The sequence below is a fragment of the Acetobacter fabarum genome, assembly GCF_040702925.2.
Lineage (GTDB): Bacteria > Pseudomonadota > Alphaproteobacteria > Acetobacterales > Acetobacteraceae > Acetobacter > Acetobacter fabarum_B.
The window spans coordinates 50540-76382 of the sequence record NZ_JBFCXX020000013.1 but is presented as its reverse complement, the minus strand read 5'-3'; the positions used below and the strand labels follow the sequence as shown (position 1 = coordinate 76382).

The 25843-nt window shown below is 61.9% G+C and carries 25 protein-coding genes and 1 tRNA gene; 20 read left to right on the top strand and 6 right to left on the bottom strand.

Annotated elements, in window-relative coordinates; all coding sequences use genetic code 11:
- Positions 1-2: 2 nt before the first annotated feature.
- The 3 genes from pstA to phoU are packed head-to-tail and all read left to right on the top strand — an operon-like array spanning position 3 to position 2456.
- The gene (pstA, locus tag AB2L51_RS10485; RefSeq protein WP_395581949.1) at positions 3-878 is read left to right on the top strand and encodes a phosphate ABC transporter permease PstA; all 876 of its coding nucleotides are present in this window, start codon (positions 3-5) and stop codon (positions 876-878) included.
- 29 nt (positions 879-907) lie between these two features.
- Positions 908-1708 (top strand): phosphate ABC transporter ATP-binding protein PstB, encoded by an 801-nt coding sequence (gene pstB, locus AB2L51_RS10480; protein WP_166113826.1) that lies wholly within the window; start codon positions 908-910, stop codon positions 1706-1708.
- Positions 1709-1739: 31 nt separating this feature from the next.
- Positions 1740-2456 (top strand): phosphate signaling complex protein PhoU, encoded by a 717-nt coding sequence (phoU, locus tag AB2L51_RS10475; RefSeq protein WP_395581948.1) that lies wholly within the window; start codon positions 1740-1742, stop codon positions 2454-2456.
- Positions 2457-2568: 112 nt separating this feature from the next.
- On the opposite strand, the gene AB2L51_RS10470 is transcribed toward phoU, so the two are convergent.
- Positions 2569-3456 carry an SDR family oxidoreductase gene (locus AB2L51_RS10470; RefSeq protein WP_395581947.1) on the bottom strand — a complete coding sequence of 296 codons (888 nt, stop codon included), beginning with the start codon at positions 3454-3456 and terminating at the stop codon, positions 2569-2571.
- Positions 3457-3491: 35 nt separating this feature from the next.
- Positions 3492-4832 (bottom strand): hypothetical protein, encoded by a 1341-nt coding sequence (locus tag AB2L51_RS10465; protein ID WP_395581946.1) that lies wholly within the window; start codon positions 4830-4832, stop codon positions 3492-3494.
- A 203-nt stretch (positions 4833-5035) separates the two neighbouring features.
- Between AB2L51_RS10465 and rplM the strand changes: the two genes are divergently transcribed.
- A complete protein-coding gene (gene rplM / locus AB2L51_RS10460; protein ID WP_166113673.1) occupies positions 5036-5512 on the top strand; it encodes a 50S ribosomal protein L13 in 477 nt (158 codons plus the stop codon).
- Positions 5513-5516: 4 nt separating this feature from the next.
- A complete protein-coding gene (gene rpsI / locus AB2L51_RS10455) occupies positions 5517-6005 on the top strand; it encodes a 30S ribosomal protein S9 (protein ID WP_086646120.1) in 489 nt (162 codons plus the stop codon).
- A 193-nt stretch (positions 6006-6198) separates the two neighbouring features.
- On the opposite strand, the gene AB2L51_RS10450 is transcribed toward rpsI, so the two are convergent.
- A complete protein-coding gene (locus AB2L51_RS10450) occupies positions 6199-7728 on the bottom strand; it encodes a S10 family peptidase (protein WP_395581987.1) in 1530 nt (509 codons plus the stop codon).
- A gap of 207 nt (positions 7729-7935) precedes the next feature.
- Here AB2L51_RS10450 and AB2L51_RS10445 point away from each other — a divergent pair, with 207 nt between their 5' ends.
- Positions 7936-8466 carry a hypothetical protein gene (locus tag AB2L51_RS10445; protein WP_395581945.1) on the top strand — a complete coding sequence of 177 codons (531 nt, stop codon included), beginning with the start codon at positions 7936-7938 and terminating at the stop codon, positions 8464-8466.
- 118 nt (positions 8467-8584) lie between these two features.
- On the opposite strand, the gene AB2L51_RS10440 is transcribed toward AB2L51_RS10445, so the two are convergent.
- Together AB2L51_RS10440 and AB2L51_RS10435 are read right to left on the bottom strand one after the other, a co-directional pair.
- Positions 8585-10351, bottom strand: coding sequence for a DEAD/DEAH box helicase (locus AB2L51_RS10440; RefSeq protein ID WP_395581944.1), 1767 nt, complete (start codon positions 10349-10351; stop codon positions 8585-8587).
- A 126-nt stretch (positions 10352-10477) separates the two neighbouring features.
- A complete protein-coding gene (locus tag AB2L51_RS10435; RefSeq protein WP_395581986.1) occupies positions 10478-12343 on the bottom strand; it encodes a hypothetical protein in 1866 nt (621 codons plus the stop codon).
- Between the two features lie 219 nt (positions 12344-12562).
- Here AB2L51_RS10435 and AB2L51_RS10430 point away from each other — a divergent pair, with 219 nt between their 5' ends.
- The 11 genes from AB2L51_RS10430 to AB2L51_RS10380 all read left to right on the top strand — a co-directional run bounded on the left by AB2L51_RS10430 (position 12563) and on the right by AB2L51_RS10380 (position 21235).
- A complete protein-coding gene (locus tag AB2L51_RS10430; RefSeq protein ID WP_395581943.1) occupies positions 12563-12964 on the top strand; it encodes a VOC family protein in 402 nt (133 codons plus the stop codon).
- 128 nt (positions 12965-13092) lie between these two features.
- Positions 13093-13908, top strand: coding sequence for a diaminopimelate epimerase (gene dapF, locus AB2L51_RS10425; RefSeq protein WP_395581942.1), 816 nt, complete (start codon positions 13093-13095; stop codon positions 13906-13908).
- Positions 13905-15152: a tRNA (N(6)-L-threonylcarbamoyladenosine(37)-C(2))-methylthiotransferase MtaB gene (gene mtaB / locus AB2L51_RS10420; RefSeq protein WP_395581941.1), complete on the top strand. Its 1248-nt coding sequence runs from the start codon at positions 13905-13907 to the stop codon at positions 15150-15152. Before dapF ends, mtaB begins: the two co-directional genes overlap by 4 nt.
- Before the next feature lies 1 nt (position 15153).
- Entirely contained in the window at positions 15154-16083 is a 930-nt protein-coding gene (gene ftsY / locus AB2L51_RS10415) for a signal recognition particle-docking protein FtsY (RefSeq protein ID WP_395581940.1), read from the top strand.
- A gap of 119 nt (positions 16084-16202) precedes the next feature.
- A complete protein-coding gene (locus AB2L51_RS10410; RefSeq protein WP_395581939.1) occupies positions 16203-16508 on the top strand; it encodes an AtpZ/AtpI family protein in 306 nt (101 codons plus the stop codon).
- A gap of 50 nt (positions 16509-16558) precedes the next feature.
- On the top strand, positions 16559-17308 hold the full coding sequence (locus tag AB2L51_RS10405; RefSeq protein ID WP_395581938.1) for a F0F1 ATP synthase subunit A: 750 nt from the start codon (positions 16559-16561) through the stop codon (positions 17306-17308).
- A gap of 52 nt (positions 17309-17360) precedes the next feature.
- Positions 17361-17585, top strand: coding sequence for an ATP synthase subunit C family protein (locus AB2L51_RS10400; RefSeq protein ID WP_025828682.1), 225 nt, complete (start codon positions 17361-17363; stop codon positions 17583-17585).
- 28 nt (positions 17586-17613) lie between these two features.
- Positions 17614-18216, top strand: coding sequence for a F0F1 ATP synthase subunit B family protein (locus tag AB2L51_RS10395; protein WP_166113643.1), 603 nt, complete (start codon positions 17614-17616; stop codon positions 18214-18216).
- A 35-nt stretch (positions 18217-18251) separates the two neighbouring features.
- Positions 18252-18746, top strand: a complete 495-nt coding sequence (gene atpF / locus AB2L51_RS10390; protein WP_395581985.1) for a F0F1 ATP synthase subunit B — start codon at positions 18252-18254, stop codon at positions 18744-18746.
- 27 nt (positions 18747-18773) lie between these two features.
- Entirely contained in the window at positions 18774-19541 is a 768-nt protein-coding gene (locus tag AB2L51_RS10385; RefSeq protein WP_395581937.1) for a glycosyltransferase, read from the top strand.
- On the top strand, positions 19535-21235 hold the full coding sequence (locus AB2L51_RS10380) for an ArnT family glycosyltransferase (RefSeq protein WP_395581936.1): 1701 nt from the start codon (positions 19535-19537) through the stop codon (positions 21233-21235). Before AB2L51_RS10385 ends, AB2L51_RS10380 begins: the two co-directional genes overlap by 7 nt.
- A gap of 234 nt (positions 21236-21469) precedes the next feature.
- Here the strand turns inward: AB2L51_RS10380 and AB2L51_RS10375 are convergent.
- A tRNA-Thr gene (locus tag AB2L51_RS10375) sits at positions 21470-21545 on the bottom strand.
- Between the two features lie 347 nt (positions 21546-21892).
- Here AB2L51_RS10375 and AB2L51_RS10370 point away from each other — a divergent pair.
- The 3 genes from AB2L51_RS10370 to AB2L51_RS10360 are packed head-to-tail and all read left to right on the top strand — an operon-like array spanning position 21893 to position 25798.
- Positions 21893-23371 carry a paraquat-inducible protein A gene (locus AB2L51_RS10370; protein WP_395581935.1) on the top strand — a complete coding sequence of 493 codons (1479 nt, stop codon included), beginning with the start codon at positions 21893-21895 and terminating at the stop codon, positions 23369-23371.
- Positions 23368-25074, top strand: coding sequence for a PqiB family protein (locus AB2L51_RS10365; RefSeq protein WP_395581934.1), 1707 nt, complete (start codon positions 23368-23370; stop codon positions 25072-25074). The genes AB2L51_RS10370 and AB2L51_RS10365 overlap by 4 nt, the downstream gene beginning before the upstream one ends.
- A 4-nt stretch (positions 25075-25078) precedes the next feature.
- A complete protein-coding gene (locus AB2L51_RS10360) occupies positions 25079-25798 on the top strand; it encodes a PqiC family protein (RefSeq protein WP_395581933.1) in 720 nt (239 codons plus the stop codon).
- Positions 25799-25843 lie beyond the last annotated feature (45 nt).

The window sequence follows — 25843 nt, the reverse complement described above, 5'->3', positions numbered from 1 at the left end:
GGATGAAGGCGAACAATACCCTCATGCGGGCGGACCGCTCCGCCTCGCTGCTCTGGCGGCGCCATATGTGCGACAGGCTTGCCACGGGTCTGAGCTGGCTGGGCATGCTGATTGTGGTGTTCATGCTCGGCTCCATTCTGTGGACCCTGCTCAAAAATGGTCTGGCGGGCCTGAGCGTGCATCTGTTCACCCTGTCCATGGCGGCGCCAGGGCAGCCCGGTGGGCTGGCCAACGCCATTATGGGCAGCCTTATCCAGACCGGGCTGGCTATTCTGATCGGTGCGCCAGCAGGGCTGATGACAGGCATCTATCTGGCCGAATACGGAGCTGGCAGCCGCATGGCGCGCATTGTGCGCTTTGTGTCGGATATGCTGCTCTCTGCCCCTTCCATCCTGATCGGCCTGTTCATTTACATGATGCTGGTTGTCCCGTTCGGGCACTTCTCCGGTTTTTCGGGCGCTGTGGCGCTGGCCATTCTGGCCATGCCCATTGTGGTCCGCACGACCGAGGACATGCTGCGCCTTGTGCCGGTTGCCATGCGCGAGGCAGGCATTGCGCTGGGCGCGCCCAAATGGCGGGTTATCCTGTTTATCTGTGTGCGGGCCGTGCGGGCGGGCATCATGACCGGTGTGCTGCTGTCCATCGCCCGTGTTGCGGGGGAGACAGCCCCCCTTCTGTTTACCTCGCTGGGCAATTCCGAATGGTCGCTTGACCTCGGGCGCCCCATGGCCAGCCTGCCCGTGGCCATCTACCAGTATGCCGGTTCCGCTTATCAGGACTGGATGCAGCAGGCATGGACCGGCGCGCTGCTGGTGACACTGGGTGTGCTGATTATCAATATTGTAGTGCGGGTCGGAACCCGCGGAGGACGGTCATGAGCATAGAGGTTCCCGTAAAAGCTGCAGGCATGACCCAACCGCTGGACAGCACCGCCGCCAGCAGGGACGTGCAATCCCCTGTAGCCATGCAGGTTCGGGGGCTGAACTTCTATTACGGCACGTCCCACGCGCTGCATGATATTTCTCTCGATTTCCCCGAGCGCAGTGTTACGGGCATGATCGGCCCTTCAGGCTGTGGCAAATCCACCCTGCTGCGTGTGCTCAACCGGATGTACGATCTGTACCCCGGCCAGCGCGCCACGGGTGAGGTGATCTTTGACAAGCAGAACATCCTCAATTCGGGGGTGGACCTGAACGTTCTGCGTTCGCGCATTGGCATGGTGTTCCAGAAGCCCACGCCCTTCCCCATGTCCATCTATGACAACATTGCCTTTGGTATCCGCCTGCATGAGCGTGTCTCCCGCTCCGAAATGGACGGACGGGTAGAAGACGCCCTGCGCCGCGTGGCCCTGTGGTCAGAGGTGCAGGACCGGCTGAGCGCTTCGGCCACGGCCCTGTCCGGCGGGCAGCAGCAGCGCCTGTGCATTGCCCGCACCATTGCCGTACGCCCCGAAGTGATCCTGCTCGACGAGCCAACCAGCGCGCTGGACCCGGTTTCCACCGCCCGGATCGAGGAACTGCTCGACGAACTTAAAACCGAGTTCACCATTGCCATTGTCACGCACAACATGCAGCAGGCTGCCCGCTGTGCGGATCAGGTGGCGTTTTTCTACATGGGGCGCCTGATCGAAGTGGACAGCACCGCCCGTATGTTCACCACCCCGCGTGAACAGCAGACGCAGGACTACATTACAGGCCGCTTCGGCTAAACGCCGAGCACAGGGCACGGAGGAAAGCGTTATGGGCAACGAACCCGCACATACCATTACCCGCTATGATCAGGAACTGGACCGGCTGCGTGGCATTGTGGCGCGCATGGGTGGCCTTGTAGAGCGGCAGACCGCTCAGGCCATAGCCGCCGTGGTAAACCAGAATGAAGAAGCTGCTCTGGAACCCCCGGAGCTGGACCCCGAAGTGGATGCACTGGAGCGCGAGGCCGAAATGCTGGCCATCCGCATTCTGGCCCTGCGTGCACCCATGGCGGTGGATCTGCGCGTCATTGTGGCCGTGCTCAAGATGAGCGGCGACCTTGAGCGGATCGGGGATTACGCCTCCTCCATTGCGCGCCGTGCGGGCAAGGTGGAAGTGCTGGACGGGGCTGTTTCCTTCAGCGCTCTGCGGGCCATGGCGCGTCTGGTGCAGGAAAACCTGCACATGGCCGTGGAATCCATGGTCGAGAACGATGCCGAGCGCGCGCAGGAAGTATGGAAGGCCGATATGGCGGTGGACGAACTGTACACCACCATGTTCCGCGAACTTGTGACCTACATGATGGAAGACCCCCGCAAGATCGGGCCGTGCATCCACCTGCTGTTTGTCGCCAAAAACCTTGAGCGGATCGGGGACCACGCCACCAATATTGCTGAGCGTGTGTATTATGCGGTCACGGGGGAAATGCTGCCATCCGTTCGCCCACGCGGCGGTGCGGCCCGTACCAATGTGGAACAGCCTGAATAAGCCAGTCCCCGGCAGGGGTGGGCACTAACACCGCAGGGTTTGCCGCAGGATCGGGCATTCTGGCTTTCAAAAGGTCAGGGTGTCCGTTTTTGTTGGCGCTACCCCGTGGGCGTCAGGCCTGCGGGGTTTTTGGCCCCAGTGCAAAAAACGTATGGTGCAGCCCTTCGGCCAGCCCAACGGGCCGTACTCCCAGTGTGGTTTGCATGGGGGTAATATCAAAATTCTTGTTTTCCAGCAGGCGGCGGATTTCGTCCGGGCCAATGCGGGGCAGGCCGGGCACGCACGCACTCAACCGGGCCAGGGCCATCAGCAGGCCTGCGGGCACGGGTATGGTCGGGCGTGGCGCAAGCCCTGCGGCTGCGGCCACCATGGCGGCAAACTGGCGGTAGGGCACGGCGTCTGCCCCCGCAATCACCAGACTATGCGGGCCATCCCATGCCCTGTTCAGGGCGGCCAGAATGCAGGCCGTTACATCCCCCTGCCAGATGGGCTGCACCAGAGCGCCCCCCCCACCGGGCAGGGGCGTAAACGGGAGCAGGCGCAGCACCGCGGCCAGCCGCTGCACGGTGTTTTCGCCCTGTGCGCCGTAAATCATGGTGGGGTGCAGGATCACGCCTGAGTGGCCAGAGGCCAGCAGGGCTTGTTCCCCCAACAGCACGTCCTTGCCGTGTGCATCCGGCCAGCGGGTGAACTTGCGCGTGCTGCCAAGGCATACCAGCCGGGCTGTGGCGGGGGCTGTAGCCAGAAGTGCGGGAATATGGCGGGCATGGGCTGTGCAGATAATACGCGTTGCATCAGCCAGTGCGGCGCGCAGCGGGCCGGTTGGGCCGTCCAGATCCGCAATGCGGGGGGCAGGCAGGCCGACAGCACGGGCGGGATTGCGGATAACAGGCACAACGGGCGTGCCCCGCAGGGCCAGTGCCTGACACACGGCCCGCCCCGACCGGCCGGATGCGCCGATAACATGTACGGGGTGCGGGGGAGGCTGGGGGGAGCGCATTGCGTGTGCCTGCTGGCTGCTCGGGTTATGCGGCGTTAGTGCGCCTGAACGGACAGCCCGATTTTTTGTGCCAGTTCGGGCATGGAGGCAAGCCCACCCAGCGAGGCGGCGACCTGCATGATCGGCATGGGCTGTTCCGGCTTCAAGGTAACGCTCAGGGTCTGTTTGCCGGGGTTGGCCAGCCAGTGGAAAAAGCTGGCGAAGGCGGGATTCTGCGCCGTGGCCGACTGGGCCTGCACATAGGCCAGCAGACCCTGCGGCGGCAGGTCGCGGGCCGCGGCAATGGCTCCGAGTGCTTTGGGGACCAGCCCGTGGTCTATGTAGTCGAGCGTGAGGGTGATCACCTGCATGCCCGCATTACTGTCAACCAGCATGGAGGCGGATGTCGCCTGCCCGAGTTCACCGTGAATATGCAGCCGCCCCATATTGGCGGAATCGATGCTGAGGGTTTCCAGATGCAGGGCGCCGGTTTTGGGTGTGTACGTGTCATTGAGCACGACATCGCCCACAAAATGGTCATACCCGAGTGAGGGCATCCAGCCCATGTTGGGCACGTCCGGCCAGAGTTCCAGCCCCTGTATGCTGGAGACTTCCTGCTCCGTGGTCTCGGTATGGGTTGCGTGAGACAGCACGCGCTTTGCCCGCAGGAGCGCGGTCGTGCCATCCATGCTCAGCTGGTCAATGCTGATATCGCGTGTATTGGTGTGGGCGGTGTAGGGGGCGCCCGTGGTCAGGGTTTTGTACAGGTCGGCAAGGGCTACGCCATCCACACTCATGGACTCGGCCTTTATATGGCGCGGCGGAGCGGCATCGGTGGAAAGCTGCACATTGCGGGCCTCCAGATGTGAGGATTCGTCCGCGCCAAAATTGTCCATGCTGGCGCTCTCTGCCGACAGGTCGGATTGCAGGGCGCTGACAAAGCCGTGCAGGCCGGTTGCCTGTACATGGCCGATGCTCAGGGTCTGCATGTCGGGGGCGGTGGGGTCCGCGGCCTTGGTGGGCAGGGCCAGATCGTCCATTTCCATGGTTTTCAGGTGCAGGCTGCCTGTGGTGTCTGCGAGCTGGAAGTTGCGGAAGCTCAGGTGGTGAATCCGGGTTACGTCGGAATCCTGCGTGTCGGGTTTGGTCAGTTCCGCCTCATCGGCGGTCATGGTCTCCGACCCCTGACGGAAAACAAGGCCGTTAAACCGCACGCTGCGGCCCAGCAGGCCCGGCTTTGCCCGCGTGTAGGTGAAGGAGACATCCGGCCCCAGCGCCTGTTTGAAGCGTTCGATCCCTTTATCAACCATCACACGTTCTGCGTGGTGGGCGCCAAACCATGCGATCCCGCCAAGAATGGCAATACTGGAGACCGTGACAAGAACGTTCTTCTTCACGCGTTGGAAATCCTGCTGTTTTCACCACAGCCTTCAGCTTTAGTGCATGCGGGAGTGAGGGGCAAGCGGCGCCACGGTAACATGTTACCTAGAGAAAACTGCCTGAAAATACGGTCATTAACTGCAATACCTCTTGACTGCCCGTGCGCCACCCATCATAACGCGCCATCAATACGTAACTGTTCTCATATGGAATCAGTGTCATGAAGACCACCCTCTCGCTGAAGCCCGCGGAGGTGACGAAGAACTGGATCCTGATCGATGCCGAAGGTCTCGCTCTGGGTCGTCTCGCCGTCATCATCGCCACGCGCCTGCGCGGCAAGCACAAGCCTCAGTTCACACCGCATGTTGACTGCGGTGACCATGTTGTCGTCATCAACGCCGAAAAAGTGGCGCTGACCGGCAACAAGGCGGACCAGAAGCTCTTTCATTACCACACCGGCTATGCTGGCGGTATCAAGACCCGCACTGTGGCGCAGCGCCTGAACGGCAAGCACCCCGGCCATCTGGTCGAAAAGGCAGTTGAACGCATGATCACGCGTGGTCCGCTCCAGCGTGAGCAGATGCGCAACCTGCATGTGTATGCTGGCGCTGAACACCCCCACGGTGGTCAGACCCCCCAGGTGCTTGACGTTGCGGCGCTGAACCGCAAAAACGTCGTTAACGCTCAGAAGGGCTGAGACAATGTCTGAAACTCAGGAACGCACAGGCACGCTGGCCGATCTGAAGACCGTTGCACCGGTTCTGGCCGATTCCGCTCCGGTTTACGAAGCAAAGCGTGACGCACAGGGCCGCTCCTACGCCACTGGCCGCCGTAAGGATGCCGTGGCCCGCGTATGGATCAAGCCGGGTAAAGGTGAAGTCACCGTTAACGGCCGTCCGGTTGTTCAGTATTTCGCACGCCCTGTGCTGCGTATGCTGCTCACCCAGCCCTTCCTCGTATCCGACCGTTACAACCAGTTTGACGTGGTCTGCACCGTAACCGGTGGTGGTCTGTCCGGTCAGGCTGGCGCGGTTCGTCACGGGATCAGCCGTGCGCTGACCCATTACGAACCCGAACTGCGCAGCATCCTCAAGGCTGCTGGCTTCCTGACCCGCGATTCGCGTCAGGTTGAACGTAAAAAGTACGGTCGCGCAAAAGCCCGTCGTTCCTTCCAGTTCAGCAAGCGCTGATCCGGTTCGGACTTCGGTTTTTCGTTCGGCAGACGGGCGGGGGGATTTTGGTCCCCCCGCCCGTTTTGCGTTTGGGGGCGCGGAGGGATGTGCCCCCTACGTGGGCCAGCCGTTACCGCCTTGGGGCTGGAAGGGCTGGGGTGCGTGCGCGGCCCCGTATGTTTAAGGGGTGGAGCGTTACGTGCCCTCTGGCTCAGGGAGCCAGAAAAGTGCGGACATCGCGCGCAAGGGCGGCACGGCTGTCCGGGCGGGTATAGAGCATGTGCCCACCGGGGTAGACATGCAGGCCAATGTGGCTGCGGCCGACGGGAATATGCTCCGCCACCCAGCGGGAGGAAGCATAGGGGCACACCAGATCATACGCACCGTTGGCAATGAACACCCGCAGGGTGGGGTTAAGGGCCAGCAGGCGGCGCAGGGTGGGAATGGGGCGTACAATGGGGGCGTTTGAGTCGCGGTAGTCCCATGCCTGACTGATGGCGTCGTTGAGTAGGTTGTAGCTTAGCTCTGTCTGGTAGCGCAGTTCGGCGGTGGCGTAATGCTCAAAGGCGCTGCCATAGGCGTGGCCAAACCCGTCCAGCATGGGGTCGGGGCTTTCTCCGTTATCCACTCCCTCGGGGAAGGGGTCGGCAATGGAGAGTGTCGCGTCATACAGCGAATACAGGCGGCCATCGCGGCTGCGTATGTCGTGCGCCTCTGGCCGGGGCATGCCGCGCTGTTTGGTAATAATATCCTGATCAATGCCGGTATGGTTGGCGACGGCCTCGTAAAAATCCTCCGCATCATCCCCCGTGGGGGGCGTGCCTGCCAGTGTGTTCAGATATGGCCCCATGGCGTACCGGTATGCCGTGTCCAGATGCTGGGAGATGTTCTCGGGGGTCAGCTTGTGCTGGAGGGCCAGATTGGCGGCTTCAAGCGAGGGCAGCACAAAGGCTTCGGCCAGAATGTTGTTTTCCGTATCCAGCAGGGTCATGTCCAGTGCAGGGGAGATCATGATGATGCCGTTGAGCAGAATATTCTGGTCTTCGGCCAGCGCGTTGGCCACCTCTATGGCGCGCAGGCCACCATAGCTTTCTCCCGCAAGGTAGCGGGGGGAGGTCAGGCGTTTGTTGGCGTTGGCCCAGAGTTGAATGGCTTTGGCAAAGGTTCTGGCATCCTGCCTGACGCCATAAAACTGCTTGTCCGCCTGTTTGGGGTCGGTCGGGACCGACCAGCCCGTGCCCGGTGCGTCCAGAAAAACCAGATCAGCAGCACTCAGCCAGCTTTCGGGGTTGGGCCTGATCTGTGCATTGGCCCCATCGGCGGGGTTGCCTGTGGGAAAATCAAGCGTGACCGGGCCAGCCGCCCCAAGGTGCAGGTAAGCGGTGCCCGCGCCGGGACCACCGTTAAAAAAATACACGACCGGCCTGTGCGCGGGGTCTGCTCCGTCCCGCGTGTAGGCGGTATAGAACATGCGTGCTGTGGGTTTGCCGGCATCGTCACGCAGGGTCAGCGTGCCTGCCGTTGCGGTGTAGGTCATTTTTTGCCCACCAAAGGTGCCGTTATGGTGGGTGACCGAATCCTTGGGCAGCATGGCGGCTGCGTCATGGAATGTGTCTGTGCCACTGGGAGGCTGGGTGGGCTGGCCTGCCTCGGTCGTTTGGGGGAGGGTAGGGGCTGTGGCCGCCAGTGCCGATGTGGTGGACAGGCAGAGCGCAAGGCAGAGGGGCAGACCGGGCCACAGACCAGCGCGGGCGCGGGTAGGGTTGTAAGGTGCTGGGTGTGTGGTCACGGCTGTATCTTCCTTTGCAGGCTTTTGCTCGGGAGCCATGCTGCTTGCGCAAACGTGTTCCTGCAAGGGTGGGCTGGACTATTTTTTGCCCCAATCCCATGTCTTACACAGAACCGATGTTCGCACTGTGAGGGTGTGGAACACAGGAAAGGAATATTTATGCTCTCTCTCCGGAAAATTGCGCTTCTTGGACTGCCTCTGGTTGCCTTTGCGGGTGCCGCGTCTGTTGCGCATGCTGATCCGTGCCTGTCCCTGAGTGGCTGTGTCCAGCAGGGCGTGAACAATCAGGTAGAGTCCGCCAAAAACGCGGGTAGCCAGTTTACATCCGGTGTGCGCGATCAGGCCAGACAGCGCTGGAACAGCGCAACCGAAGCCGAGCGTGAAAAACTGCTGGCCAAAGGCGGCGCGCTGACCAGCACGGGCGCGAACGCCACGGAAAAACTGAACAACGCGGAAAAAACCGTCAAAGATCGCTGGAACAGCGCCAGCACGACCGAACGGCAGAAAATTCTGGCCCAGCGTGACAAGCTGACCAATGCCACCAATAACGTGACCAATGCGGAAAAAAATGTGAAGGACCGTCTGAACAACGCGTCTGACGGCGCCAAAAACGCATGGAAGAGCAAAAAAGACCAGCTGAAGTCGGATGTGAACAACGCAACCGCCCTGCCGTCTCTCCCCTCCCTGTAAGGGCAGGCTGGCCACGGGCCAGAGCGCTTAAGACCACAAAAAAGGCTGCTCCCTTACCGGGGGGCAGCCTTTTTGAGTAGGCCCCTCTCCAGCAGGAAAGGGGGTGGGTGTGTGCAGCTTACTTGCGCTTGCGCGAGGACGGGCCGCTTTTGCCAGCCGGTGGGCCTTTGCGGTCAAAATTGGCGCGACCTTTTGGCGGGCCACGGCGTTCGCCAAACGGGGGGCGGCCACCGCCTCCCGTGCCGGGTGGGCCTTTGCGGGGGGCTTCTGCGGGTTCCACGGTCATTTCATCCGCATCGGCGGCTGCTGCGCAGGCGGCAAAGCGCTCGGCCTTGTCCTGTGCGATTTCGACCAGCGTATGGTCGTTTACAATGCGGATCGCGCCAATATCCTGCTTTTTAATGCCGCCCAGACGGCACAGAACAGGCACCAGCCATTTGGGGTCTGCCCGGTCTGCCCGGCCGACGGAAAGGCGGAACCAGCTTCCGTTCATGTCGGGTGCGCGTTCACGCGGCTCACGCGGGGGGGCGTTTTCGTCCCGCGGGCCACGGGTGCGGGTGGCGTCTGGCGTAATCACGCGGATCTGGGCGGGTTCGGGCAGGCTTTTGCGCCACAGGCCCACAAGGGCGGTGGCAAGCTGCTCAGGCGTATGCTCGGCCACCAGACGGGCGGTGAGCGCTTGAATGTTCTCGTTCTCCGAAGGGGGGAGCGAGAGGAAGTGCGCGCCCAGAAGGCGCTCTGCATCGGCCTCGGCAATGGCCTGCGGGGTGGGGGCACCGCTCCATTCCGCCGTCACCTTGGCGGCCTGTAGCAGGCGTTCGGCCAGACGGCGGCGTGCGGGCGGAACTAGCAGAACACAGGTGCCCTTTTTGCCCGCACGGCCCGTACGGCCCGAGCGGTGCAGCAATGTGGCCGGGTTGGACGGCAGGCTGGCATGGATAACCAGCCCGAGATCTGGAATATCAATGCCACGCGCGGCCACGTCGGTCGCCACGCAAACGCGGGCCTGCCCGTGGCGCAGGCTTTCAATGGCGCGGGTGCGCTCGTTCTGTCCCAGATCGCCTGAAATGGCGACAGAGGCAAAACCGCGCTCGGTCAGAATATGCTGGAGTTGGCGCACGGCCTCACGCGTGTGGCAGAACACAATGGCGGAGGGCGAGTCGACCAGACGCAGCACGTTCACCACCGCGCGGGCCATGTCGCCCTGATCCACCAGAATGCCCCGGTAGGTAATGTCTGTATGGGCGGTGTTGGCGCCCACCGTATCCACGCGCAGCGCATCATGCTGGTAGCGTTTGGCAAGGCCTGCGATCTCACGCGCAATGGTGGCGGAGAACAGCAGGGTGCGGCGGTCCTTGGGGGTTGCGTCCAGCAGGGTTTCCAGCTCGTCGCGGAAGCCGAGGTCGAGCATTTCGTCCGCTTCGTCCAGCACGGCGGCCTTGAGGTGCGACAGGTCGAGGTTGCCGCGCTTGAGGTGGTCGCACAGGCGGCCGGGCGTGCCCACAACAATGTGGCAGCCAGCGGACAGATGGCGGGCTTCCGTACGGGGTTCCATTCCCCCTACGCAGGAGACGATCCGTGCGCCGGTCTTGGCATAGAGCCAGTCCAGCTCGCTGCGGACCTGAAGAGCCAGTTCACGCGTGGGGGCGATGACCAGCGCCATTGGTGCGCCAGCAGGGCCACAGCGTTCCGCGCCGTTAAGGAGCGTATCCGCAAGGGACAGGCCAAAGGCGACCGTCTTGCCCGAACCCGTGCGGGCGGAAACCAGAAGGTCGCGGCCTTTGGCGTCATCCGCCAGAATGGCGGCCTGAACAGAGGTCGGGGCTTCAAACCCGCGCGCGGCCAGAGCCTGGGCGAGCGGGGCGGGAGCATTTTGGAAAGGCATATAAAGAGGTCCAGACAAACAGGTAGGAGAGAGGGAATAAAGCGTCCTGTCCGGAAAGACCTCTCTCTTGTGCCGGGGGGATATACTGCTGACCCGCAGCGCCCCGGCAACCTGTAAAAGACATCCTTACTGGAAGGGTAGGTAACGGAAATCCATAAAGAGTTCGCTCAGGCTGGTGTCTGGCGCGCCACCGTTGCCGTCCCACGCATGAATGCGCGAATAGGCAAGCTGCACACCAGCTTCCACCGTACCATAACGGCCTTTAAAGAAACGATACCACGCTCCGATTGTGGCTTCCATAACACTATGGATGTTACTGCCAGCCGCACAGTTACCACTCAGCTCGGTATAGCACCCTGTGTTGTTATAGGCAGGGTTGCCGTAACCGTAGGCTTGACCACCTTCCGAGAAGTAGCTGCGACCGGCCTGTTGGTAGCCAAAATAGCCATACACGTCAATGAGCGGGTTGGGGTGGGCGATAATTCCCGCCGTGCCCTGCAGGGAGAACAGGGGAGAGGGCGCACCATTGGCCTTGAGTGTGGCGTCTGGCAGCAGGACCGAGCCATAACGGCCAATGCCGTAGCCTGCGAGCCCCGCCAGCCGGACTTCCACCTTGTGCGGAATAACCGGCAGGATCATGGACCCGCCGCCACCACCGCCCACGGCTGTATGGTTCTGCCCCGCCCCAAGGGTGGAAACGCGGTCATGCGGGAAGTGGAGAATGCCCTCCACTTCGTAATGGCCCCAGTGCGGGTCCCAGGCGATCTTGCCAATCACATCGGGTGCGATTTCGTTGGGGAACAGGGCATCGTTGGTCAGGCCCACGCCGCTGGACCCCACGGTAACGGTCTGCCCTCCGGGTATGATCACCTGCCCGTCCGATGTGCCATTGCTGAAGGAACCGGTGCTGTACAGCGTTGCCGAGTTCTCAATCGAAAGGCCGGTCCACAGGCGATGGTTCAGGAAGTCCTTTACAAAGCGGAACTGGAGCTGACGCGCCCATGTCTGCCCCGCCAGCATGGAGGATTCTATGGTTTCAGGCAGGCTTTCCTGTCGGGGGATAATCCCTACGCGGCCGGGGGTGAGCATGCTCCATGCCTGCCCGGCAAGGAAGTGGAAGTTCTCCTTGCTGTTGTCATACGCAAGATAGGCCTGACGCATGCGGAAGGAGTAGCTGTTGCTCTCATAGGCATCGGTGGTATCGGCGCCTGCGCCAAAATCCATTTCGAACACGCCCGAAATGGTGGAGTAATTGTCAATATTCCCACGCGCCATGAGCGAGAGGCGGCTGTAACGCGCGCTGCCCTCGAAGTTGTCGGTATGGTAGCGCGGTTCGTTCCTGAAGGGTGTGGCCTGCCAGAAGTTGAAGGTGCCGCTGGCTGTGTGGCGGTTGCTCTCCACGGCCGAGGCATCAATAAACCCACCAAGGATCAGGGTAACGGGACCAAGGTGGAACACGCCGTGGTCACCCAGCGCGCCTGCCGCCTGTGCGCCCGCCGTTTCACGCGAGTGGGGTCCCACACCGTTTTCCGCCAGACGGGAGATCACGTCTTCCGCGCGGTGGCCGACTACGGATTCCACAGTTGGCGTGTCATCCGCGCCCCCGAACACAGGCTGGGCGTCTGGCCCGCCGGTATGGAAGTGCCCGCCGCCCACAAGGTGGTGGACCCCGGCTTCTTCCTCATGATCGGCGGAGTGTACGGCAATGCCTGCTTCATGGTCGGCGGCGTCCAGGCTGGCAAGCTGGTGGGCGGCAAGGCCATGATGGGCCGCAGCACCCCCCGCATGGGCGATAGAGCGGTGGGCGGCAATCTGTTTTTGCACGCTCACCAGAGCTTTTTGCAGAGCTTTCTGTTCGGACTGGATGCGCGCAATCTGCTGCTCCAGCGCGTCCAGCGAGGCTTCGTCTCCCGCGGCCATGGCTGGTGCGCCAAGGCATAGCAGCAGGGGGCCGGAGGCCAGGACTGTGCCCATACACAGGCTGGCTTTCATGCAGTGCGCCCAAGAGGCGTGCAGGGACTTCAAGATGCGCATGCTCTCTTCATTTTCTGACAAGTGTTATGCGGGAACCTGTTTAGATCAGAACCATTTTAGCACCCCCTTAGTAAAGAGAGACATGCTTAAAAAATAATTTCAGAACAAACGCGGCTGTCGTTAAAAAAGACGCAGTAGAGTTTAAAAAATCAGGGCATTGGAAAAAAGGAAGTCTTTATGGCCAGAATGATCCACAGCATGCTGCGTGTGCTGGATGAACGGAAATCTGTTGCTTTCTATACCGATACGCTGGGTCTTGCTCCGGTTGGCCGTTTTGAGTTTGACAGTTTTACTCTGGTCTATCTGGCCAATGACGAGCAGAGTTTTGAGCTTGAACTCACCATCAACCACGGCCGCACGGAGCCTTATGCTCTGGGAGACGGCTATGGGCATCTGGCGGTTTCGGTGGCGGATGTGGTGGCCGAGCACGCGCGCATGCAGGCTGCGGGCCACCCGGTTACGCCGGTTAAAACCATGCAGCACGAGAGCACGGTCGTCGGGCAGTTCTTTTTCCTGACCGACCCGGATGGCTACAGGATCGAGGTGCTCCAGCGCGGCGCGCCGGGCCGCTTTATCTAACTCCCACCCGGCGCATACAGGCCGGGACAGCAGGGGGCGCGCCATGCTATGCCTTGCAGGCCAGTGCAGCGCCTACGCGTGCGGGTGGGGCATGGCATCCCGGTCTGAATTGGCATATAAGGCGCGCAATGCTGACCTCTTTTTACAAAATGCACGGTCTGGGGAATGATTTTGTCATCCTCGACGAGCGGACGGGCGACCTGCCCCTGACCCCCGGCCGTATTGCAGCTCTGGCGCACCGCCGCCGGGGTATTGGCTGCGACCAGCTTGTAACCCTGCGCGCGCCCACGGCGGATGGGGCAGATGTGCTTGTGCGCTTTTTCAACCCCGACGGGTCGGAGGCAGGGGCCTGCGGCAATGCCTCGCGCTGTGTGGCCGATCTTGTGTGGCGCTGTAGCGGCAATGCAACACCTGTGCTGCAAACCCGTGCAGGCGTGCTGCCCACCAGCAGAACCCCCGACGGGCTGATTACGGTGGACATGGGGGCTCCACGCACTCACTGGCAGGATGTGCCGCTGGCCATGGCGGTGGATACGCTGCACCTGCCCTTGCCGGGTGATCCGGCGGCGGCTTCCATGGGGAACCCGCACGCCACATTTTTTGTCTCCGATTTTGGCATGGTGGCGCAGGGGTATGCGCTCGAGCACGACCCCATTTTTCCCGAACGGGCCAATATCGGCTTTGCCCGCATGGACGGGCCGCACCATATGCGCCTGAAGGTGCATGAACGGGGTGCAGGCGTGACCGAGGCCTGCGGGTCTGGCGCCTGTGCCGCCGTGGTCAATGCCGTGCGGCGTGGCCTTGCCGCACGGACCTGCACGGTGGAACTGGATGGCGGCACCCTGCACATTGTCTGGTCCGAGCAGACGGGCCATGTGCTCATGACCGGCTCTGCCACCACAGCGTTTGAAGGGACGGTTGATCTGGCCGCCTATCCATCATGACCACCCGGCCAGAAATCCTGACCTTTGGCTGCCGCCTGAACACGTGGGAGAGCGAGGTCATGCGTGACCACGCGCAGGGGCTGGGCAATGTGATCATTGTCAACACCTGCGCGGTTACGGGGGAGGCAGAGCGGCAGGCAAGGCAGGCCATCCGCCGTGCGCATCGTGAAAACCCCGATGCCCGCATTGTCGTGACCGGCTGCGCCGCCCAGATCCACCCCGAAAACTGGTCCATCCTGCCCGGCGTGACCCGCGTGCTGGGGAATGAGGAAAAACTGAAGGCCGAAAGCTGGTCCCCCGCGGCACTGGCCGAGCCTGTGGCCGTGTCCGACATTATGGCGGCAAGGGAAACGGCCGCCCATCTGGTCACCGAGTTTGCAGGCCGCACCCGTGCGTTTGTGCAGGTGCAGCAGGGGTGCGACCACCGCTGCACCTTCTGCATTATTCCCTTCGGGCGTGGGCCTTCGCGCTCCGTGCCGGTCGGGGCTGTGGTGGAGCAGGTGCGCGCACTGGTGGGTGCAGGCTACCGTGAGGTGGTGCTGACCGGGGTGGACATGACCTCCTGGGGCGCGGACCTGCCGGGCAAGCCCGTGCTGGGGCAGTTGTGCCGCCGCGTGCTGCGGCTGGTGCCCGAACTGGAGCGGCTGCGCCTGTCCTCGGTCGATCCGGTGGAAATTGATGAGGACATCTGGCAACTGCTGGAGGCCGAGCCGCGGTTCATGCCTTATCTGCACCTTTCCCTGCAGGCCGGGGCGGACCTTATTCTCAAACGCATGAAGCGCCGCCATCTGGTGGAAGACGCCGCCCATGTTGTGGCGCGCGCCAGAAGCCTGCGGCCCGATATTGGCATTGGTGCCGACCTGATTGCCGGATTCCCCACCGAGGATGACGCCCTGTTCGAGCAGACGCGCGCCTTTGTGGCGGACATGGCGCTGCCTTACCTGCACGTGTTCCCCTACAGCGAGCGTGAGGGGACTCCGGCCGCGCGCATGCGTGCGGTGCCCGTGCCCCAGCGCAAGGCGCGTGCAGCCGCCCTGCGGGCGGTGGGGGCCGCATCTGCGGCGCGGTACTATGCAAGCCTGCTGGGTCAGCCCCAGCGCGTGCTGATGGAAACCCCCACAACAGGACATAGCGAGCAGTTTGCACCCGTCCGCCTGAGCGGGGCCGAAGCCTCGGTCGGGGATATTCTCTCCCTTCTGCCCATCTCGGTGGAAGAGGGCGGACTGGTGGCGGAAAGGATCTAGAATGGCGCTTGGTTTTTTCTCTCGTCTCAAGGAGGGGCTGTCCCGCTCCACCCAGAAGCTGGGTGGCGGGCTTACGGGTATTTTTACCCGCCGCAAACTGGATGACGAGGCGCTGGAGGAACTGGAGGAACTGCTCATTACCGCAGACCTTGGCCCCGGCGTTGCGGAAAAGGTGATTGAGACTTTTCGGTCCAGCCGCTTTGGCGCCGAAGTCACGGATGAGGAAATCCGGCTGGCTCTGGCCGAAGAAATTGCCCGGATTCTGGAGCCGGTAGCCGTGCCGTTTACCCCCGACCCCGCCCACAAACCGCATGTGGTGCTGGTTGTGGGGGTCAATGGCGTGGGCAAAACAACCACCATTGGCAAAATGGCCCGCTTTTTTTCCGCTCAGGGCAGCAAGGTCATGATGGTGGCGGGCGATACGTTCCGCGCTGCCGCCGTGGAGCAGCTCCAGATCTGGGGCGAGCGCACGGGCTGCCCGGTTATTGCCGGTCCCCCGGGTGCTGATGCCGCAGGCCTTGCATACGAAGCGCTCAAGCGTGGCAAGGCCGAAGGGGCGGACCTTGTGTTCGTGGATACGGCCGGTCGCCTGCACAACAAGTCGGCCCTGATGGAAGAGCTGGCAAAAATTATCCGCGTCATGCGCAAGTTTGATGAAAGTGCTCCCCATTCGGTCCTGCTGGTGCTGGACGCCACAACGGGGCAGAACGCGGTGGAGCAGGTGCGGGTTTTTCGCGAACTTGTGAACGTGAGCGGGCTGGTCGTAACCAAGCTGGATGGCTCGGCCCGTGGCGGTATTGTGGTCGCACTGGCTGATGGGTTCGGCCTGCCGGTGCATGCCGTTGGCGTGGGCGAACAGGTAGAGGATCTGCGGCCTTTTTCCGCTATGGACTACGCGCGCGGGCTGGTTGGCCTGCCCGGAACGGAGTAATCAGCGGGGTGGCGCAAATGCTACGGTGCAATATTTTGGACAGCAAGCCCGCTAAGGTTTCTTGACAGGATATGGCAGCCCCGTTAGCAAGCGCCTGCACCCCTTGGGAGGTGCGAGGTATGAGTAAGGAAAAAGACGATTCCTTCAACGCCAGATTGCAGTCGGCCGAGCGCCGCTACGGTCTGGTCAAGGAGGAAAAACCTCAGGTTGATGCAAACATGGAGGCCGACAGGTCCCTTGCTGCATTGGCGTTCAGGGCCGGGACAGAAATGCTCGCGGGGCTGATTGTGGGGGTTGCCATAGGGTGGGGGCTGGATCACTGGCTCCATACCCGGGCGCTGTTTCTTGTCATCTTCGCACTTTTGGGCGGTAGCGCCGGAATGCTGAATGTTTGGCGTCTGGTCAGGACGATGGACGTAAAGTAAGAAGCTGAAGCCCCGATGTTCGATTCGGGGCAAGGTCTAGGAGAGCGGTTGTGGCGGGCGGTTCCAGCATTAACGTACTTGAACAGTTTGAGCTCCACCCCGTTCTTGGTGGGCTGGGCGAGGCCCTGCGCTTCAGCCAGTCTCCGCTGTACATGATGGCGGCAGTCTGCCTTGTTCTTGCGTTCCTGTATTTTGGCATGCGCCCCGCAGCAGTTGTTCCCGGTCGGCTTCAGGCCGCAGCCGAGGTCTGCTACGAGTTCATTCATAACATGGCCGTGGATACGATCGGGCCGGAAGGTGCAGCCTTCTTCCCGTTCATCTTCACCCTGTTCTTCTTCATTCTGGCGGGGAACTACATCGGCCTTCTGCCGTTCTCCTTCACCTTCACCAGCCATATTGCCGTCACCTTCGCCATGGCGCTCATGGTGTTCCTGCTGACGGTTGTTGTGTCGCTCAAGGTGCAGGGTCTGCGGTTTTTCGCCCACTTCATGCCGGACGGCGCCAGCCCCTTTCTGGCGCCCCTGCTGATCCCGATCGAGATTCTCTCGTTCCTCTCCCGTCCGGTCAGCCTGTCCATCCGACTGTTCGCCAACATGGTTGCCGGGCACGTCATGTTCGATATTTTCGCAAGCTTCGTGATCATGCTCGCCGGTTTTGGCGTGGTGGGTGACGTGTTTGCGATCGGGCCCATCGCCATTAACGTGGCGCTTATGGCTCTTGAGTTGCTTGTCGGGGTATTGCAGGCCTATGTGTTTGCCATCCTGACGTGCATCTACCTGCGGGAGGCCGTGGCTCACTGAGCTGCTTTGCCCGTTTCGTTTGAAACTGTCTTGAAACAAGGAAGTGACTGATATGGACATCGCTGCAGCCCGGGAAATCGGTGCAGGTATCGCCGTTATCGCCCTCGCCGGCGTTGGTATCGGCCTCGGCAACATCTTCTCCACGCTGGTCAGCAGCATTGCCCGTAACCCGGCGGCTCGCCCGCACGTGTTCGGTCTGGGCATGCTCGGCTTCGCACTGACAGAAGCTATCGCCCTGTTCGCGCTGCTGATCGCATTCCTGATCCTCTTCGTCTGAGATCGGGAAAACAAGAGGAGACATTCCTGTGGGTGTGATTACGAAGACAGTTCGTGCCGGACTGCTTGCAACGGTTTGCGGCGTTTCTTTGCTGGCCGTTTCGGCACCTGGTGCATACGCCACGGGAATGCCTCAGCTTGACTTTGCCAACCCACTTGTGACCGGTCAGGTCATGTGGGGGGCAATTATTTTCTTCATCTTCTATCTTGTTCTCAGCAAGGCCATGCTGCCGGGTGTTGCCCGTGTTCTGCATGACCGTAGCCAGCGTATTACAGGTGATCTTGAGGTCGCCCGGTCCGCTAAACAGGATGCTGACAAAGCCGTAGCCGAACTCCAGCAGGCCCGCAAAGATGCCATGGCAGAAGCCCAGGCGCATCTTCAGAAGGTTCTGGACGAAGAGCACCGTGCGGCAGAGCAGCAGATGCAGGAAATCAACGCACGTCTGGCTTCCGAAATCGCGGATGCCGAAAAGAATGTTGCGGCAGAAAAAGCGCGGGCCTTGAGCGCGCTTAAAGAAATTGCGGCCGATACCACACAGGCGCTGGTCCAGCGGCTGACAGGTGTTGCGCCAGACGCCCAGCTTGTTGCCCAGAGTGTTGAGAGCGCATCCGCGCATCGCAGCATTATCTGAAATCCGTACTCAGGGGAATTTTGGTCATGACTGACATTTTTCATGTGGCGGGTTTCTGGGTCGCTGTTTCGTTCGTTCTGTTCTTTGTGCTGGCAGGTAAAAAGTTGTGGGCGCCCATCGCGTCCATTCTGGACAACCGCGCCAACCTGATCCGTGAGGAACTGGACGAGGCAGCCCGCCTGCGCCGCGAAGCCGAGCAGATGCTCGAAGATGCAACGCGTGAGCGTGAACAGGCTCTGGCGGAAGCCAAGTCCCTTATCGAGCAGTCCCGCATCAAGGCGGACGAAATGGCCAGGCAGGCCCGTGCAGAAGCCGAGGCCGCCGTGCGCCGCCACGAGCAGATGGCGCGTGACCGGATTGCCGCCGTTGAACGCGCCGCCGTAAAGGAAGTGCGCCAGCTCGCCATTGATGTGGCGGTCAACGCTGCGCACAGCATCATCCCCCAGACCATTGATGAGCAGAAAGCCTCTGCACTGGTTGATCAGGCACTGGCAGACCTGCCCGCCGCGTTTTCCCGTCAGGCAGCTTAAGCCCATCTTCCTTCAGGGTGCATATGTATGACACAAACGGTGCAAACCTCTGTGTCGCAGGCAAACGATGTTCAGCCCGTGCTGAGCATCGTTATTGCTGTTCTGGACGAGCAGGATAACCTGCCACAGGTCTGCCGCGAACTGGCCGAAGCCTGCAAAAGCCTCCCCCCATCGGAAGTCGTGTTTGTAAACGACGGCAGCCGGGACAACACGGTGGCCGTGCTGCGCCAGCTTCGGCAGGACTGCCTGCCCAACCTGCGCATTCTCTCGCACGATCGGTGCTGTGGTAAGTCCGCCGGGTTGCGTACGGGCATTACCGCGGCAAAAGGCGCGTGGATTGCCACGATTGATGGGGACGGGCAGGACGACCCGCGTGAGTTGGTTGCACTGGTGGCTCTGGCCCGGTCCGCACAGGGTACGCCCCCGCTTGTGGTCGGGGTGCGCGCCAGACGGAAGGATGGCTGGTCCCGCCGCTTTGCCACGCGTTTTGCCAATGGCCTGCGCCAGAGGCTGCTACAGGACCACTGCCCGGATACGGGCGCCCCGATCAAGATTTTTCAGCGCGCCGATTTTTTGCGCCTGCCCCAGTTTGAAGGTCTGCACCGGTTTATGCCCGCCTTTTTTGCATCCTATGGGGTGCCTCTGGTGTGTCATCCGGTTTCGCATCGGCCGCGGCTGCACGGGCAGTCCAAATATACCAATTTCAACCGTGCCGTAGTGGGTGTGCGGGACCTGCTGGGTGTTATGTGGCTGCGTAACCGCACCCGGCTGCCCAGAACGGTTGATGAATGCTAGGGCCCGCACGCGGGACCCGTTTCCTGCCGTGGCGTGTGCTGGTGCTGATCGGTCTGGCGGCTTTTGTGCTGTTCCTGCCCGGCCGCATGACGACCCCCCCGTTTGACCGGGATGAACCACGCTATATGGAAGCATCGGCCCAGATGCTGGAGACGCACAACTACATAGATGTGCGCTTTCAGGACAAGCCGCGCTACCTTCAGCCCGCCGGTATTTACTGGCTGGAATCCATGGCTGTTAAGGTTGTGGGCATGGATTATGCCCGCACGGTGTGGCCGTACCGCATTCCCTCCCTGCTGGCCATGACCGCAGCCGTGGTGCTGACCGCCATTATGGGGGCCAGCCTGTTTGGGGCCATGGCCGGGGTTGGGGCTGCGGTCCTGCTGATGGCCTCGGTGCTGGTGGCGGCGGAAAGCCGTATGGGCACAATCGATTCGTGCCTGTTGCTCAGCGTGCTGGTGGCCCAGTACGCGCTGGTACGGGCACTGGCGGACAGGGAGGCAGCGCGCGCCACACCGGCTGGCACGGCCCTGCTGTTCTGGGGTGCGGTGGGCTGCGGGCTTATGCTTAAAGGCCCGGTTGTGCTGATCCCATCCCTTGCAACACCGCTGGCCATGGGTTGGGTAGAGCGCCATCTGGACCTGTGGCGCAGGCTGCGCCCGGCATGGGGCTGGCTTGTGGCGGCTGCCGTGGTGCTGCCGTGGTGCGTGGCCATTGGGGTGGTCAGCCATGGCGAGTTCTTCCGGCGCGCGGTAGGGGGGAACTTTCTGGGTAAAGTGGCGTCCGGGCAGGAGGCGCACGGTCTGCCGCCGGGCTACCACCTGCTTGTATTCCTGATCGCATTCTGGCCCGGCTCCTACTTTGCCGCCAGTGTGCTGCCGCAGGCATGGCGGGAGCGGCGCACGATGCCGGTGCGTTACCTGCTGTGCTGGATTGTGCCGCACTGGGTGGTGTTTGAAAGCATAGCAACCAAGCTGCCCCATTACGTACTACCGACATACCCTGCCATTGCCATACTGAGTGCGGGTCTGCTGGCGCAAAGTGGTGTGGTGTGGCGGAACGGCCCGCGGACGCGTTGGGGCCGTCTCCTGCTTGGGGTCTATGCCGTCTTGTGGGGTTTTGCAGGCTGCGCGCTAGCCGCCGCAGGGCCACTTTTACTGTGGACGCTGGAGCACCAGATCAGTGTTCCCGCCCTTGTGCTGGCAGGTGGCGTTCTGCCGCTGGTCGGGCTGGCGGTGTGGCAGATCTGGCGGGCGGAGCTGTGTTATGCGGCGCTGAGCAGCTGTGTCGCGGCGGCCCTTTTATATGTGGGGCTGTTTACGGTTGTGGTGCCACAGTTGCGCAGCATCTGGCTGGCCCCCCGTCTGGTGGCGCTGGTGCAGGCGCATCAGCCCTGTGCACAGACACAGGTTTATTCCGTTTCCTTTACCGAGCCCAGTCTGGTGTTCCTGATCGGGGGCAAGGTGGTGCTGGGAAGCCCCGCACAGGCCGCGCAGGCCATGCGCGACCACCCGGCCTGCACCGCAGCCCTTGTGGATGTGCGTGAGCGCAAGGCGTTTATGGAGGCACTGGGGGCGGATGCGTCAAAGGCGTTCAGCCGTGGCACGGTCGCGGGACTGAACTATTCCAACGGCCACGCCATGGCGATCAGCCTTTACACGCTGGACGCCCCGGTGGCGGGTAAAACACACTAACCCTGTATGTGGGGCTATGGGGCTGGCCACAGAGCCAGTCTGGCGCATCTTCTGCCGGGCAGGGTGCTTCGCTCCCTTCAGCCTTTGCTCTCCGCCGTTTTTTTGGGGGGCTCAGCGTAGCAGCGCGTACACAGGTTGGGGCAGTCTGGTGCTCCCGGCCATACGGGCATGGCTGTGCAAAGCCGTGGAGTGCTGGCGGCATGCCGCAAAACTGATGACAATTTAGGGAAAAAGTGGTGCCCGCTGACGGATTCGAACCATCGGCCCCATCATTACGAATGATGTGCTCTACCAACTGAGCTAAGCGGGCACAGCAGTGTGTGCGGTAGGCTGACTATCATGATCATTCAGAGCATGCAACATCCATTACGGCAGTAAAGGGGGCTTTTTTCCCCCATATTCCGGAGCGGTCGGTTTCTTCTTCTTTGCCGGGGGTGCCGGGCCTGTAGGGGGGCATACCGGAAGAGCCGCCAAACCGCTCTGGCGCGGATGTGCAGGGGCAGCCGTATGGCGGTAGTGGCCCCGGTATTGGTCCCGGTATAGGGGGCGGGGCCGGGGTGGCCGGGCACAGAAGCGCTGGGCGCAGGTCTGTATGGCAGGGGTGCCATACGGTTTTTTCAGTTACAGGTGAGGCGGTTGGTATTAAGAACAGGAGTGATGAACGCAACGCAAGTCATGGCCCTACTGCGGGAGGCTCTGTTCCCCGGCCGGGATGTACCGGTTGATGAGGAACGGCACGTCCGGCTTTTGCGCGGGGCGGTGGAGTGTCCGTGCTGCGGGCATTACCAGATTCTGCCAGAGCTTAATCCCGGCACACAGGCACGCTGCTGCCGGTGCAACCAGTTGCTGGATCGGCGGAACCATACCTCTCCCATAGCGACGCCACTGGCCTTTTGTATCAGCTCGGCCGCGCTTTACCTTGCCATGCTGGCCTCAACCCTGATGATGCTGGACCTGTATGGCCGCCAGCGCACGGTGAATATCCTGACCGGCCCGATTGAACTGCTGCATGAGGGCTGGGGTGAGGTGGGCGTACTGGTAGCCATCGCCACCATTATTGTACCCGGTCTGGTTATTGGCATGATGCTGGCCATTCTGTTGGGGGCGTTACAGCCAAAGCTGCCTTTCTGGGTGCCGCATCTGCTCAAATGGTACGAACGCCTGCGCCCGTGGTCCATGGTGGAGGTGTATATTCTGGGTGTGTTTGTGGCCTATACCAAGCTGTCCGATCTGGCTTATGTGCAGATCGGGGCGGCGGTGTTTCTGGTCTCGGGCCTGATGCTGACCATGTCCGCGACCGATGCCACGCTGGATACGGAGCTGATCTGGGAACGCAGGCAGACCGATCACAGCCTGCGCCGCATGGATAACAGGCGCATCCGCCTGACCTGCGAGAACGTGACGCGCCATACTCCCTTGCCGCCGCCTTCGCACATGGCGTCGTGCCTGTCCTGCGGGGCTGTGCTGGCGTTTGAGGAGGCCATGCCCACAACCGGGGCTCTGGGCTTTTGCCCGCGCTGTGGGCATGTGGTGCGCCGCCGCAAGCTCAATGGCCGCATGCGCGCACTCGCACTGCTTATTTCTGCCGTGGTGTTTTACCTGCCTGCCAATATCTACCCGGTCATGACCGTGATCCGGCTGGGTGGGGGCACGGGGCATACCATTATAGCCGGGGCGGTGGAGCTGTGGCAGGACGGGATGATCCCGCTCTCGCTGCTGGTGCTGTTTGCGAGTGTAACCGTACCCGTACTCAAGATTTTTGGCCTGCTGTTCATGCTCTTTACCACATGGCGGCGCTCGGAGCGCTGGCTGGTGGCGCGTACCAGACTTTACCGGGTGATCGACATTATTGGCCGGTGGTCCATGATTGACGTGTTCATGGTTTCCATTCTGGTGGCCATGGTCCGCTTTAACAGCATGGCCAGCATTACGGCCAATGGGGGTATGGTCTGCTTTGCCGCCGTGGTGGTGCTGACCATTTTTGCGGTGCATGCGTTTGACCCCCGCGTTATGTGGGACGTGGTGGGCGATAATGACACATCCTCCGATTGCGGCCTTGCCGGGCGGGCAACACCTGCCCCTGCGTCGCAGACAGCAGCCGCGTATTTGAACAATATGGAGCCGGACAGGGCGTGAACGACAGGCACAATTCTCCAAGACATGGTGAAAGTGACATTCAGGATGCGCTGGTGCGCAGGATCCGGTTTTCCATTATCTGGGTTATTCCCGTTATTTCGGTGCTGATCGCGGGCTTTCTGGTCTGGCGCAGCTTTGTGGATAACGGGCCGGAAATCTCCGTTATCTTTGATACCGCCGATGGCCTGACCAGTGGGCAGACACAGGTCAAGAACAAGTCCGTGGTGCTGGGAACGGTGCAGAACATCTCCCTCACCCCCGACCTGCGCCATGTTCGTGTGCTCATCCGCATGAACAAGGGCACCAATGACATGCTGACCGACAAGGCGCGGTTCTGGGTTGTGCGCCCCCGCATTAACGGGGCCAGCATTACCGGGCTGGAAACGCTGATGTCTGGCGCGTACATCGCCTTTGACCCCGGACTGGACGAAAACGGCCATAATTCCGGCCAGCGCAGGGACCAGTTTGAAGGGCTTGAAGCCCCACCGGGCATGCGTTCGGACCAGCCGGGCCAGACCTATACGCTGGTGGCCAACAATATTGGTTCGATCGGGCAGGGGGCTCCTGTCTTTTTCCGCGATGTGGATGTGGGGGAAGTGCTGGGCTACACCATGCCGCCCGGTGGGCGCGGGCCGGTGCTGATCCAGATTTTTGTCAAGGAACCCTACGACCATTACCTCAACGGGAGCACCCGGTTCTGGAACGTCTCGGGCGTTAAGGTGGGCTTTGGGGCCGGTGGGCTCAAGGTGCAGCTGCAGTCCCTTCAGGCGCTGTTCTCCGGTGGGGTGGCTTTTGGCCTGCCCCCGCTGGAGGAGGGCAAACTCCAGCGCGACCTGCCCATGGCTGCGGCCAACACCGTGTTCAAGCTCTATGAGAGCGAGGAAGATGCCCAGAACGCCGGGTACCATGAGCGTGTTCCCGTTGCCACGTATCTGACCTCTTCCGTCAAGGGGCTGGCTCCGGGGGCTGTGGTCAGCATGTTTGGGATTCAGGTGGGCAACGTGACCAGTGTCAAACTGGACATGACCTCCACACCCGGCCACCCGCGCGTGCGTATTGGCATGGAAATCCAGCCCGAACGGGTGATGACCTCCAAGGAACTCTCGCACGAGGAGGTCACGGACATGCTGCGGACACTGGTGGCCAACGGCCTGCGGGCCTCCACCGACAGCGCAAGCCTGCTGACGGGGGAAGGGCTGATCTCGCTCAACTTTGTCAAGAACGCGGGCAAGGCCACCACCAGCATGGAAGGCACAACGCTTGTTATCCCCGGTCAGCCGGGGGGTATGAGCGGGATCATGGAATCGCTTTCCACCGTAACCGACCGTCTGGCGGCCATGCCGTTCGAGCAGATTGGCACCAACGCCAACAACCTGCTGGCCCATGCGGACGAAACGCTGACCAGCCCGGATGTCAAACAGTCTCTGGCCAGCCTGCGTGTGTCCATGCAGCATTTTCAGGCTTTAACGCAGGACCTGCAAAAAGGTCTGGCGCCTCTCAGCCAGCGCCTGCCCGCCATGGCCGAGCAACTGGACCAGATGCTCCACAACGCCAACCGCCTGCTGGCCAGCTATGGGGGCAACAGCGACTTCAAGCGCAGTCTTCAGGCCATGGTTATCCAGCTTGGACAAACCGCGCGCTCCCTGCGCTTTCTGTCCGATTTCCTGACCAACCACCCCTCTGCGCTCATATCGGGACGATAAGATCATGGCTCGCGTTAAACCTTACGGACTGGCTGGGGCTGGTCTTTGCCGCCGCAACGTTCTGGTCGGCGGGGCCTCGCTGGGGCTTATGGCGTTTACCTTGGCAGGCTGTGCCAGCAGTGGGGCCGCGCTTTACACGCTGGCGGTTGTGCCGGGGCTGGCACAGGCCGGTGGCCCGCGCTTTGTAGAGGTGCGCCTGCCCAGTATTGCCTCCGGTCTGGACCGTGACCGGATTGTTACGGCCGATAGTGGTTATAGGCTGAGCGTTTCCGGCTCCGATGCATGGAGTGATTCCCTTGCCAGCCAGATTGGCCACGCACTGGCGGGGGATCTGGCCCAGCGCCTGCCCGGTACAGGCGTGTTTGTGGAAAACGATGCCGCCGCCGCCGACCCGCAGGTTTATGTGGAGCTTTCGGTCAGCCGCTTTTCCACCGGGCCGTCTGGTCATGTGGAACTGGATGCCATGCTCTCGGTCCTGCCTGCGGCGGCGGGGGCACCTTACGGGCAGGGAACGCTCCAGCGCATCAGCCTGAGTGGCCCTGCCGGTGGCAGCACCATGAGCATGGTGCAGGGTCTCAGCCAGCTTCTGGGCCAGCTGGCGGATGTGGCGGCCGGGCAGATCCGCCAGCTCCCCCCCGATGCCCCCAACGCTACTGCCGCCGCTGCGGCGCAGGACGCAGCCCGGTCAACTCCGTCCTCCTCCGCGCAGGGGCACCGCAGATAAGGGGCACTCCGGCCCCTGTCTGGTGTTTTACGCCAGCCCCCGCAT

Excerpts from the sequence above, each read along its gene's own strand:
- pstA (WP_395581949.1), top strand. The coding sequence starts at position 3 with ATGAAGGCGAACAATACCCTCATGCGGGCGGACCGCTCCGCCTCGCTG.
- pstB (WP_166113826.1), top strand. The coding sequence starts at position 908 with ATGACCCAACCGCTGGACAGCACCGCCGCCAGCAGGGACGTGCAATCC.
- phoU (WP_395581948.1), top strand. The coding sequence starts at position 1,740 with ATGGGCAACGAACCCGCACATACCATTACCCGCTATGATCAGGAACTG.
- AB2L51_RS10470 (WP_395581947.1), bottom strand. The coding sequence starts at position 3,456 with ATGCGCTCCCCCCAGCCTCCCCCGCACCCCGTACATGTTATCGGCGCA.
- rplM (WP_166113673.1), top strand. The coding sequence starts at position 5,036 with ATGAAGACCACCCTCTCGCTGAAGCCCGCGGAGGTGACGAAGAACTGG.
- rpsI (WP_086646120.1), top strand. The coding sequence starts at position 5,517 with ATGTCTGAAACTCAGGAACGCACAGGCACGCTGGCCGATCTGAAGACC.
- AB2L51_RS10445 (WP_395581945.1), top strand. The coding sequence starts at position 7,936 with ATGCTCTCTCTCCGGAAAATTGCGCTTCTTGGACTGCCTCTGGTTGCC.
- AB2L51_RS10440 (WP_395581944.1), bottom strand. The coding sequence starts at position 10,351 with ATGCCTTTCCAAAATGCTCCCGCCCCGCTCGCCCAGGCTCTGGCCGCG.
- AB2L51_RS10435 (WP_395581986.1), bottom strand. The coding sequence starts at position 12,343 with ATGAAAGCCAGCCTGTGTATGGGCACAGTCCTGGCCTCCGGCCCCCTG.
- AB2L51_RS10430 (WP_395581943.1), top strand. The coding sequence starts at position 12,563 with ATGGCCAGAATGATCCACAGCATGCTGCGTGTGCTGGATGAACGGAAA.
- dapF (WP_395581942.1), top strand. The coding sequence starts at position 13,093 with ATGCTGACCTCTTTTTACAAAATGCACGGTCTGGGGAATGATTTTGTC.
- mtaB (WP_395581941.1), top strand. The coding sequence starts at position 13,905 with ATGACCACCCGGCCAGAAATCCTGACCTTTGGCTGCCGCCTGAACACG.
- ftsY (WP_395581940.1), top strand. The coding sequence starts at position 15,154 with ATGGCGCTTGGTTTTTTCTCTCGTCTCAAGGAGGGGCTGTCCCGCTCC.
- AB2L51_RS10410 (WP_395581939.1), top strand. The coding sequence starts at position 16,203 with ATGAGTAAGGAAAAAGACGATTCCTTCAACGCCAGATTGCAGTCGGCC.
- AB2L51_RS10400 (WP_025828682.1), top strand. The coding sequence starts at position 17,361 with ATGGACATCGCTGCAGCCCGGGAAATCGGTGCAGGTATCGCCGTTATC.
- AB2L51_RS10385 (WP_395581937.1), top strand. The coding sequence starts at position 18,774 with ATGACACAAACGGTGCAAACCTCTGTGTCGCAGGCAAACGATGTTCAG.
- AB2L51_RS10380 (WP_395581936.1), top strand. The coding sequence starts at position 19,535 with ATGCTAGGGCCCGCACGCGGGACCCGTTTCCTGCCGTGGCGTGTGCTG.
- AB2L51_RS10370 (WP_395581935.1), top strand. The coding sequence starts at position 21,893 with ATGAACGCAACGCAAGTCATGGCCCTACTGCGGGAGGCTCTGTTCCCC.
- AB2L51_RS10360 (WP_395581933.1), top strand. The coding sequence starts at position 25,079 with ATGGCTCGCGTTAAACCTTACGGACTGGCTGGGGCTGGTCTTTGCCGC.